3 protein-coding genes and 2 pseudogenes are annotated in these 11,457 nt (G+C 59.4%); 2 read left to right on the top strand and 3 right to left on the bottom strand.

Annotation, left to right across the window (positions count from 1 at the left end; all coding sequences use genetic code 11):
* Positions 1–35: 35 nt before the first annotated feature.
* The 3 genes from fdhF to ACRAUW_RS13740 form a co-directional block, all read right to left on the bottom strand.
* Positions 36–4,223 carry a formate dehydrogenase subunit alpha gene (gene fdhF, locus ACRAUW_RS13750; protein WP_431362722.1) on the bottom strand — a complete coding sequence of 1,396 codons (4,188 nt, stop codon included), beginning with the start codon at positions 4,221–4,223 and terminating at the stop codon, positions 36–38.
* A 501-nt stretch (positions 4,224–4,724) separates the two neighbouring features.
* On the bottom strand, positions 4,725–5,936 hold the full coding sequence (locus tag ACRAUW_RS13745) for an EAL domain-containing response regulator (protein WP_431362721.1): 1,212 nt from the start codon (positions 5,934–5,936) through the stop codon (positions 4,725–4,727).
* Positions 5,929–10,173, bottom strand: a complete 4,245-nt coding sequence (locus ACRAUW_RS13740; protein WP_431362720.1) for an ATP-binding protein — start codon at positions 10,171–10,173, stop codon at positions 5,929–5,931. The genes ACRAUW_RS13745 and ACRAUW_RS13740 overlap by 8 nt, the downstream gene beginning before the upstream one ends.
* Positions 10,174–10,398: 225 nt before the next feature.
* Between ACRAUW_RS13740 and ACRAUW_RS13735 the strand changes: the two are divergent.
* Positions 10,399–10,647 (top strand): annotated as a pseudogene (locus ACRAUW_RS13735) (IS66 family transposase); the annotation flags it as partial.
* Between the two features lie 368 nt (positions 10,648–11,015).
* Positions 11,016–11,457, top strand: a pseudogene (locus tag ACRAUW_RS13730) (group II intron reverse transcriptase/maturase); the annotation flags it as partial.

The raw sequence follows: 11,457 nt of genomic DNA, 5'->3' as shown, positions 1-11,457 counted from the left end.
GCGGATTATCCCGTTTGTTAAGAGATCTATTCCGCTCATGCTATCTCCATCTCTGGTTGTAGTATCGAGGGGATCTGGCTCTGCAGCTTGTCGACGCGCACCGCTGCCACCTTGAACTCGGGGATTTTGGCGTGGGGGTCGGTGGCATTAATGGTGAGCCGATTGGCTGGGGCTTCGGCAAAGTGGAACGGGATAAAGACTACGCCCGGTTGCATCCGCTTGGTGACGAAGGCGGGCAGTTCGATATGGCCGCGGCGGCTGGTGACTTTCACCTGTTCGCTGTTGCTGATCCCCAACCGCTGGGCATCCACCACGCTCATCATAACCCGCGGGCCAGCCAGCGTGTCGAGCCCCTTGGTCTTGCGGGTCATGGTGCCGGTGTGGAACTGCTCCAGCAGGCGGCCGGTAGTGAGCACGATGGGATAAGTCTCGTCGGGCAGTTCGGCAGCGTAGCGGAACGGGGTGGCGACCATCTCTCCCTTGCCACGGGTAAACTGCTTGCCGTGGAGCAGGCGAGTGCCTTCGGGGGCCGTGTCGTTGCAGGGCCACTGCAGCCCTTGCGCTCCAACCTTGTCCCACTGGATGCCAGCGTATTGCGGGGTAACTCGGCAGATCTCGGCGGTGATCTCCTGTGCATTCTGATAGTGCCAATCGCCGCCCATGGCGTTGGCGATCTGCTGGATGATCCACCAGTCATCCTGCGCGTCGCCCGGTGCCTTGAGGGCCGGGGTGAGGCGCTGTACCCGCCGCTCTGTATTGGTGAAGTGGCCACTCTTCTCGGCAAAGGAGCTGGAGGGGAGTACCACATCGGCCAGTTGGGCGGTTTCCGAGAGGAAGATATCCTGCACCACCAGAAACTCCAGCTGCTTGAGCCCCTCGATGACGTGATGCTGATCCGGATCGCTCAGCACCGGGTTCTCCCCCATCACATAGAGCCCCTTGATGCTGCCTGCACAGGCGGCATCTATGGTCTCGGTGAGGGTAAGGCCGGGCGTGCGCGGCAAGTCAGGCTGCTGCCAGGCGGCTGCGAAGCGGGCATGTACCTCGGGGTTGGCCACCTTCTGATAGCCGGGCAGGCAGTTGGGCAGCGCCCCCATGTCACAGGCCCCTTGTACGTTGGATTGGCCCCGTAGCGGATTGATGCCGCCCCCTTCGATGCCGATGTTGCCGCACAGCAGTTGCAGGTTGGCAATGGCGCGCACATTGTCGTGGCCGGTGGTGTGCTGGGTGATCCCCATGGAGTAGTAGATGGCGGTGCGTTCGGCGGTGCCGATGAGGCGGGCGAGCTCGATCACCTGCTCGGCCGGCACGCCGGTGACAAGGGCTACCTTGTCCGGAGCATAGGCGGGGGAGAGCACCTCGGCTCGCAATTCCTCGAACCCTTCCACCCGCGCGGCGATATAGGCCTTGTCGTGCCAGTCATTATGGATGATCTGCTGCATCAGGCCGTTGAGCAGCATCACGTCGGTACCGGGGCGGTGGGCCAGATAGAGGCTGGCGTGGTCCGCCATCTCGATCCGCTTGGGATCGGCCACCACCAGCCGCGCCTTGCCCGTGGTGACTGCCCGCTTGATATGGGAGCCGATGATGGGGTGGGCCGCCGAGGTGTCGGAGCCGATGATGAAGATGAGATCCGAGTGGTCGATGCTCGGGATGTCGTTGGTCATGGCGCCGTTGCCGAGTGACGCCTCCAGCCCGGTAACGGTGGAGGCGTGGCAGAGCCGCGCGCAGTGATCCACGTTGTTGGTGCCCAGCTCCCGGCGCATGAATTTCTGGAACAGGTAGTTCTCTTCGTTGGTGGTTTTGGCCGACGAAAAACCCGCCAGCGCATCGCTGCCATAGCGCTGGCGAAGGGCGGTGAAGCGCTCGGCCACCAGCTCAATGGCCTCCTGCCAGCTGGCAGGCACCAGCTCGCCATTTTTACGGACAAGCGGGGTAGTGAGGCGCTCCTCGCTCTGGATAAAGTCAAAGCCGAAGCGTCCCTTGACGCAGAGCAGCCCCTGATTGACCGGCGAGTTGCGATTTCCCTCCACATAGCGGATGCGGTTGTGCGCCTCATCGACATAGAGGGTGACACCGCAGCCGACCCCGCAGTAGGTACAGATGGTATTGACCGGAGTGAGCAGCTCGGTGCGCCCCTGCGACTTGTCGCGGGCATCTACCAGGGCGCCGGTGGGGCAGACCTGTACGCAGGCGCCGCACTGTACGCAGTGGGAGTCGCCCATCGAGAGTCCCGTGTCGAACTGTGGCCGGTTCGAGAGAGTGCCATCGCTGTGCTTGGCAAAGCGCAGCACCCCCTGCACTGCTTGCTCACCACAGGTCTGCACGCACTGGCCGCAGCCGATGCAGCGGTTGGCATCGAACACGATAAATTCGCTGCTGTTATCCACGGCAAACTTCTGGCACTGGCTGGTATCGAGAGCGCTCTGTTCGACCTTGTATTCGGTGGCGTAGTCGCGCAGTGCGCAATCGGTGTTGGTCTGACAGCCGCACTCGAGGCAGCGGCTGGCTTCGCTGCGGGCATCGGCATCACTCAGCCCGAGCTCCACCTCGGCAAAGCTGCCCTCGCGATCCTGCTCTGCCAGATGGGGCATGATGGTGCGGGCGACTTTTTTCAGGTGAGCAAACTGGGCGGGATCGACCTGCTTGAGTGTGGGTGCCTTGCAGGCGTTGAAAGGACGAACCGGATCGATCATGTCACCGTGGAGGAACTGATCGATGGCCAGCGCCGCCTTGCGACCATCGGCGACCGCCTCGATGGCGGTGGCGGGCCCGCGGCGCAGATCACCAATGGCGAACAGGTTGCCGTGGCCGCTGTGCATGGTCTCGGGATGGGACTCCAGCGTCTGCCAGCGGGTGAAGGGGAGGGTGAGGGGCTCCCCTTCCATAAAGCTGAGATCCGGTTGCTGTGACACCGCCGCAATCACGGTATCAAACTCTTCAAGGAAGAACTCACCGGTGGGCTCCGGGCGGCGGCGACCGGAGGCGTCTGGCTCGCCGAGGGCCATCTTCTCGAGGCGCACCTGACAGACGCGACCAGCCTCATCGGCCAGATTCTCCACCGGATTGGTGAGCATCAAAAAGCGCACACCTTCGTGCTCCGCCTCCTCGATCTCGTACGCTTCGGCAGGCATCTCGGCACGGGTGCGGCGGTAGATAAGGGTGGTCTCGGCGCCAAGGCGTACCGCTGTGCGGGCACAGTCAATGGCGGTATTACCCCCCCCGATCACCGCAACCTTCTTGCCAGTGGTGAGCCGCTTGGCCAGCATCCGATCTTTGAGGTAATCGACCCCGAGATAGCAACCAGCCAGGGTGCTGCCGGGGTAATCCATCGGCACCGCCTTGGAAGCGCCAACCGCCAGACAGACCGCATCATAGTCGCGGCACAGCGCCGAGAGGGTGATCTGGTGGCCCAGTCTCTGCCTGGTGTGGATCCGCATGCCGCTTTGACACATCAGGTCGATCTCCTGATCGAGGATCGCCTTGGGCAGCCGGTATTCGGGGATGCCGTAGCGCAGCCAGCCACCCGCTTCGGGCATCGCCTCGAACAGGTCGACCTCGAACCCTTCGTAACCCAGATAATAACCGCAGGTGAGGCCGCCCGGGCCGCTGCCGATAATGGCCACCCGCTTGCCCTTGGCGGGCTTCTTTGCCGGTTGATAGGGGGCAACCTCTGCCAGATCGAGATCGGCGGCATGGCGCTTGAGCTGGCGAATGGCGAGCGGCTCATCTACCAGCGCTCGGCGACACTCGGCCTCACAAAACGCGGGGCAGACCCGGCCGATGGAGAGGGGCATCGGCAGGGTCTGCTTGATGACGGCCATTGCCGCTTCGTGATCCCCCATGGCGATGTGATGCAGATAGGATTGAATGTCCACCCCGGCCGGACAGGCGCGCTGGCAGGGGGCTTCGCAATCGGCGTAGTGATCTGCGAGGATGCGGCCGAGCGCCTGCTGACGGTGTGCGCTCAGAGCTGCGCTCTGCGTCGTGACCACCATCCCTGCCTCGGGGCGCGTCTCGCAGGCGCGCCGGATGCCGAGACCGGCAACCTCGACCACGCAGAGATCGCAGGGCGTCTTGGGAGCGCAGGTGTTGTCACCGCACAGGGAGGGGATGTCAATGTGGTGCTGTTTTGCTATCTGGATCAGGGTCAGGGTCGGGTTAACCGTCAACTGAGCCCCATCGAGAGTGAGAGTGAGCATGGCGTCATAAACTCGGGTCAAGGTGCAGAAAATGCTGCATCTGGCGGAGCCAGCAGGGGAAGCGACAGAGAGGCCGCTTGCTATATGCTCACCATACAAAGAGTATTTATAACTTTATTTGATTTTAAGCAGCTTATTGTCCAAAAGAAAAATTGGTTTCAGGCTCGTTTGTTCACCCTATTGCTACGGTTCATAGTTGAGAGATGTGCCCGTTAAAACAGGATTTTCATTGCCTTGTGGCGAGTTCATGCATGTAGCTAAAGAGAATGTGGGGGTGCTTTCCGAGAGTTCAACCTGTCAGTAGCACCATTTATGGTGCAACTTATTTTGTATACATGGTCGTGTTGATAATGGCAATGGCGCGTGCAGAGCAATGGGGCTGGCTAGCAAGTTGTGAGCGAGGAGGGGATTGACATGAAACGGGTAGCGAGCCCGGCACAAAGAAAATGGCCACCTCTGGTGGGGTGGCCTGTACGTTGCTGGTCGGCATTCTGCTGGTCGAAAGAGGGCGGTAGGGGAAGATCAGCCGGATATCAGGGTGGGCAGCCGGGCTTGCCAGATCTGATGCCAATGCTGCAGTTCGCTGCGCGGCATCGGGCGGGCGGTGAAGAAGCCCTGACAGATATCGCACCCCAGCTTGGCCAGCAGTTGCCAGGTTTGCACATCTTCCACCCCTTCGGCGACCGATTTCAGCCCTAGCTTGCGGGCCAGCTCGATGCTCGACTCTATGATGGCCAGACGGGAGGGATCGGCATAGCAGCGATCGACAAACGAACGGTCAAGTTTCAGCTCGGTAAACGGCAGCAGCGCCAGCTGCTGCATCGAGGAGTAGCCGGTACCGAAGTCATCGATGGCGAGGCCAAAGCCGTGCATCCGCAGCCGGGTCAGCACCTCCAGCGCCTTGCCGATATCCTCGACAAATGCACTTTCGGTTACCTCCAGGGTAATACGCTCGGGGTTGACCCCCCAGCGTTGACATTGGTTGATCAGAAAGTGGCAGAGATCTCCCTCAATCAGCGAGGTGGACGAGAGGTTCATCGACAGATTGAGGGAGAGGCCGGTCTGTTCCCACAGATGGCAATCCTGCAGCGACTTGTTGATGATGACATCGGTCAGCTGGTCGATTAGGCCGTTGTTTTCCGCCAGCGGGATAAACATGCCGGGGGAGATCAGCCCGTATTCCGGATGCTGCCAGCGGGCCAGGGCCTCCATCCCCACCCATAGGCCGGACGCAAAGGCGACCTTGGGTTGATACCAGGGCAGTAGCTGGTCATTGTCGATGGCACGTTTGAGCTCGTCCACCGAAAGGACGAGGTTATCCTTTTTGCCCGAGGGCGCAGACGGAGGGGTCCAGGTGTCGATCAACTGTCTCAGTTGCTGCGGGCTCGACGGTTTGTCGATGCGGCCCAGCACATGGAGACCATAGGCCGCGCTCATCCGCAGCACGGCATCCACAACATCATCTTCCAGTGCACTGGAGAGGATGATGCCGCCTCGAAAGCCCTCCAGCGAGAGGCGACGCAGCAGCGCCATACCATCCATGCCGGGCATCCGCAGATCGCAGAACAGAATGTCGACAGAGTGGCTCTGGCACAGCGCCAGGGCTTCGATGCCATCTGCAGCCTCCAGCAGTTGCCGATAACCGAGCGCCCAGATCTGGTGCATCAGGGTCTTGCGCTGAAACCCGTGATCCTCAACCACCATGATGACCAACTCGTCTGCCGTTCTACTCATCGAGCCACAATCCCATCTCACGTTCAATACTGTTCATCTGTTCTTCCACTCTTTGTGTCAGCAGCGCGAGCTCGCTCAACTGTTTGAGGCGGGCCGCCGATTCCAGTTGTGCCGCCTCTTCGGCCAGGGAAAGCTCCCCGACCATTCTGGCGGCACCTTTGATGCGGTGGGCGATCTCCACCAGCGCCTGGCAATCATCGGAGGAGAGTGCGCTCATCATCGCGTGGCAATCTTTCCGGTTGGAGGTCAGATACTCCCTTGCCATGCTTTTGGCGATCCCTTCATCGCCAAACAGCGCTTGCCAGCGACCGATCATGTCAAGATTGATGGTCTGTCGCGCGGGCCCTCTCGCTGGGACTGTGGTTGCCGGCAACCACCGTTGCAGCATCTGGCGCAGTGACTCCAGTGAATAGGGTTTGCACAGCATGTCGTTCATACCTGCTGCCGTCATATTGGCTGCCGCCTCTTCCGAGGTATCGGCAGTGACGCCGATGATGGGGGCCTGCTCCCCTTGTTCCCGCAGCAGCCGGGTCAGGGTGTAACCATCCATCTGCGGCATATGGCAGTCGGTGAGCAGCAGGGCGAAATTCCGGGTTTGCCAGGCACGCAGCGCCTTCTCGCCATCTTCCACTACCTCGCACTCCACCCCCAAAATCGCTAGCTGACGGATCAGCAGGGCCCGGTTGACCAGATGATCATCGGCGACCAGCACCCGCCCGCCCAGTTTTTCGATGCTGGCGGCATGGGAGGACACTTCCCGTCCGGTGAGCAGTGCGCGGCAGCTTTCGAGCAACAGATCCGGGTAGAGAGGGGATTGGCCGAGTCGCCACCAGTTCTCCGAGCCCATGCGTCCCCGCAACGCTTCGCGGGGGGAGAGGATGACCCCCTTGAGGGTGCCGGACTGCAGCAAGGTGTGCCAATCGCTCCCCAGGCGGGATTCCAGCTCTGCCTCTTCCGCTAACAGCAGGCCATCGAGATCGGCGGTGAGCTGGTGGACATTGAGGGGAGTTAACCGGGCGCCGAGCCGTGCCATGGTGGCCTGCAAGGCGGCATCGCTACCCAGCCACCACCATTCACTGCCCGCCAGTGCGGGGGGCTCCCACAGGCAATTGAGCAGCGGGACGCTGAAGCTGAAGCTGGCCCCTTCACCGAGCTGGCTCCTGACCGTCAGGGTGCCGCCCATCTTCTGCACCAGCTGATCACAGATAGCCAGGCCCAGCCCGCTGCCACCAAAGCGGCGATTGATATCGAATTCCACCTGTTCGAACGGAGTAAAGAGCCGCGCTTGCTTCTCTTCGGCGATGCCGATACCGGTATCCGTCACCGCGATAACCAGTTGCTGGTCGTGATAGCTGGTCCGGATCGAAATGGTGCCCTGCTCGGTGAACTTCACTGCGTTGTTAAGCAGATTGGAGACCACCTGGCCCACTCTGACCGGATCTATATCGGCCAGATCGGGGAGTTGCTCCTCCCACTGGAGCGTGACCTTCAGCCCCTTGCTGTAGGCCAGTGCGGCATGGCCACGGATCGCGTCACACACCACAGATTGCAGACGGCAGGATTGACGATTGAGGTGCAGCTGACCCGCCTCGATCTTGGAAAAGTCGAGAATATCGTTGACCAGGTAGAGTAGGTTGTTGGCGGAGCTCTCCACATTGCGCAGCAGATAACGCTGGTCATCATTGAGTTCGCTCATGCGCAGCAGCTCAAGCATGCCGTGCATGCCCGAGATGGGGGTCCTCAGCTCATGGCTCATGGTGGCCAGAAAACGGCTGCGAGCCTGCATCGCCAGCTCGGCCGCAGCGCGGGCATCGCGCAGCTCATGCTCCTGTTGCTTGATGGCAGTGATATCCTGCACCACGCCGTTGAGCAGGCGATCATTGCCTTGCTGCGTGACAAAGTTGCCGCGGATCTGGATATAGCGCTCCCCCTGAATAGAGGGCACCAGCACCTCCATATCGAGCGGCTCAAGGGTCCGTGCATGTTTGGCCACCTCATCGGCAAAGGCTGCCAACGCCTCATCGTTCAGGCCGAAGATTGCACCGACGGACTCGGCTGCCATCAACTCTTGATGAGGCATCCCGAGCATGTCGTTGGCTCCTTGGGACAGATAGAGGAATTTCCCCTTGCCAGCTCCTTGCCAGAGAAATTGATAGACCAGACCCGGCATGCTGTCGGTGATATCTCGCAGCCTGCCCTCTACCTCCCGCACCTTGTTCTCGGCGGCCTTGAGGGCGCTGACATCGGTCAGTACCGTCAGCACCCCTTGAATCGTGCCATCTGCTGCGCGGTAGGGCAGCTTGACGTAGACCACGTGAAGGGGAATATTCCCTTCACGTTGGGTATAACCCGATCCTTCGAACATCTCGCCGGTTTCCCAAACCGCATGCTCCTCGAGCAGCATCTGCTTCCGCTTCTCCCCGGTTATACCACTCCAGCCATCACCTGCTGAGTCGTCACCGATAAACAGTTCGCGGTATGCCCGGTTGCAGAGGGTCAGGCGATGATCGCGATCCCGCAATGCCACCATATTGGGCAGGGAGTCGAGCAGGGTCTGGATAAACACCAGCTGCTCATTGAGCGTCTTCTCGGCACGTTGGCGCTGCACTATTTCCCGTTTCAGGGTGCGGTTCCAGGCCCAGAACAGAGCAAACAGCAGGGTCGCGCCAGCGCCACCCATTACGAACCAGAGCCGCACGGTTTCGGTATTTATGCCGGTTTGAACGCTCATGGAGAGCCAGCGTTTCTCCAGTTTATTAAGCTCCTCCGATGGTATCGAATAGAGCACCTTGGTGAGGATCTGCTGCAGCATGGGATCTTGTCGGGTCGCCATGGCGATCGGTAGGCGCAGGTCTTTGCCGGCATAGACCACCTGATAGTGTTCGCTTACCCGTTTGTTGATGGAGGGCAGAGTGACCATCACGTAGTCGGCATTGCCCGTGTCCAGCAGCTCCAGCAAAAGGTTGTCATTGCTGACCGCTATCGGAAGAGCGCCAATGTTGGTCAGCAGATCCTTATCCACCGAGCCTTGCACTATGCCGACCCGTTTTCCTCGCAGCAGTGAAATATCCGGGATATCGGCACTGCGTTTGGGGGCAATAACGACCCGATCGACAAACAGATAACCTGGGGTGAACAGCGCAAACTGGCCGCGATCACGGTTGGGGGATATAGCCGGAATAAAATCGATCTGCCGCAACTTCAGCAGGTTCTGGGTCTCATCCCAGTTATTGGTGCGCACCAGAGAGAGTTTCAGCCCGGAGACTTGCTGCATCAGCGCCAGCAGGTCCGCTACATAACCGACCAGCTGGCCCCGGTAATTGAACTCGCTCATCGAGTTCCACTCAGGGGAGACACCGTAAGTCAGCACTGGATGCTGGCTGAGCCACTGTAGCTCCTTGGCGGTAAACTGGACAGATTTAACTGCGCCCGAGTTTGTGTGCTGACTCACCATCGAGGCTTTGAACAGCTGACGGCGATCTTCAATCGGGATCTCGTTGAATGCCCTGTTGACCAGACTGATCAGTGCCGGGTCGCGCTTATTCATATTGATAGAGAGAGTCGTACCGCTCACCCATTCCGGGGTGGCGATGGTGAGGCCTGAATTGGGGTGCTGCTCTTTCACCATCGCCAGTGATGGCAAATCGGCCAGATAAGCATCGGCCAGGCGTTGCTTGAGCATAAAGGCTGCTTCGTTGCGGCTTTCGGCCTCGGTAACGCGGAAAAATCCCTTTTTTTTCAATTCACTGCAAGCATTGACTCCCGTGACACAGACCCAGCGCAAGCCGTGGGCATCCTGTTGTGATAACACCGTTTTGCCATTGTTGAGCAGCACGCCGCGCGGTATGGAGAATAAAAACGGGAGGGAGACAATATTGGTGCGCCACTCTTCACCCGGCTGGTTGTTGATCAGCATGTCCACTTCACCGTAGTAAAGCTCGGTCAGGGCATCCGCATAGGAGGGGTAGACCTTGTAGCGAAGGGGCACTCCGAGCGTTCTGGCAATCTGCTGAGCAATGTCGGGTACCGGGCCGGTAAAGCGCTGATATGCATCCTTATAGCTGTATGGCGGGTCATCCATCATCGGCATGCCGATGACCAGCTCCCGGTGTGATGACAGCCAGGTTCTCTCGGAGAGATCGAACTCGTCTTCATTCAGACTTGTATTGGCTTGCGCCAGCACGCCCCAGAGCAGTAACAGGAGCAACAGGAATAGACGATGACATGGAGTGAGCATCAAAGGTATCCAATCAAGGCTGGTCGTGTATTGTAAGTGCTTTAAAATTCAGCGACCAACATTAATTTTTTCAAAACTGGCCCGTGACATGCCGATATGCAACTGTGACCTGGATGCCCCTGGAGTTGCAGCCTGAACATAATGCCTTAGTGCCCTACCGCGCGATGATGTACCCGCTGTTTTTTGCCAAGGGTCAGGGCAAGGAGAGGCGGGTTATCCGGTGCTGAGATTCTGCTGCCCAACAATGAGGCAGAGCGAGCGCTGCGCGGCTATGTGCTATGGCGAAAAGAGAGCTACGGGGTGTGTTCACATCGCGGGGAGTTGTTTCGTCAGCGAATACTGTCGTTGGTAGAGACAGCCAAACGACTGGGGCGTTGCCCAGCGGAGTGGCAGTGCGCAGTCGTCCGAGCCTGCATCGAGAAAACGGATTACCCCATACCTGTCGAGTTGTGTACGTCAATCCGCTCTCGGTGAACGGTTAGTACGTCAGGCCAAGCTGGCGTTGAATAGAGGGTGCAAGTCCCTCCTGAGTAAGAGCTAGCCACTCGCTCGGTCCTCGAGCTATGCGCAGTGTCGGGTAACCGACAATGTGAAGTGTTAGTAGAGGCATCTGCAGGCTAGGTATTGAGCCACGTTATCACCATATAGGAGGCGGTGATGTTGTTAACTGAAACAGAAACCAACAATTGCACGAGCGCGAATGGCAAGCTCACCGCAATGCCTCCCGGGGTCGGAGACCCTATGCATGCAGAGAAATTCAACGTACGGAACCTGAGAGATCCTGCACTGGCCTTTCCAACGAAAGGAGCCTGTCTTGTGAGCCCGCAAGGTGAGCGGCAGGGATGAGCAGGAAGTCGGATGGACTCGTAGTACCGGGGAAGCTGGCGAACAATGCCTCGAGAGAGGTGGCGGAGCCCGTGGAGGGAAGGGGTTCAACCAAGAGCAACAGCCAACAATGCGCCCTCGGCCAGACTCAGCGCTGGAGTACCGGGACGTCACGCCTGCTGGCTGTACGTCAACTCGCACAGAGGGACAAGAAACAGACATTCAATAACCTGTACTCACTGATGGACGAAAAGCTGCTTGCAGAAAGCTTCTACCAGCTCAAGCGGCAGTCGGCAGCAGGGTGCGATGGCATGACATGGCAAACCTATGAACAGGCGCGGCCTGTGAACATTCGCAACCTGGGGCAGGCGTTGCAAGAGGGGCGATATAGACCCAAGCCAGCAAGGCGGGTTTTTATCCCGAAGGAAGATGGCTCACAACGTCCCCTCAGTATCATCT

The sequence above is a fragment of the Aeromonas sp. genome, from assembly GCF_050633025.1.
Lineage (GTDB): Bacteria > Pseudomonadota > Gammaproteobacteria > Enterobacterales > Aeromonadaceae > Aeromonas.
Note: the sequence above shows the minus strand (reverse complement) of the source record. Positions and strands in the feature narration are given on the sequence as shown.

Excerpts from the sequence above, each read along its gene's own strand:
- ACRAUW_RS13745 (WP_431362721.1), bottom strand. The coding sequence starts at position 5,936 with ATGAGTAGAACGGCAGACGAGTTGGTCATCATGGTGGTTGAGGATCAC.
- ACRAUW_RS13740 (WP_431362720.1), bottom strand. The coding sequence starts at position 10,173 with ATGCTCACTCCATGTCATCGTCTATTCCTGTTGCTCCTGTTACTGCTC.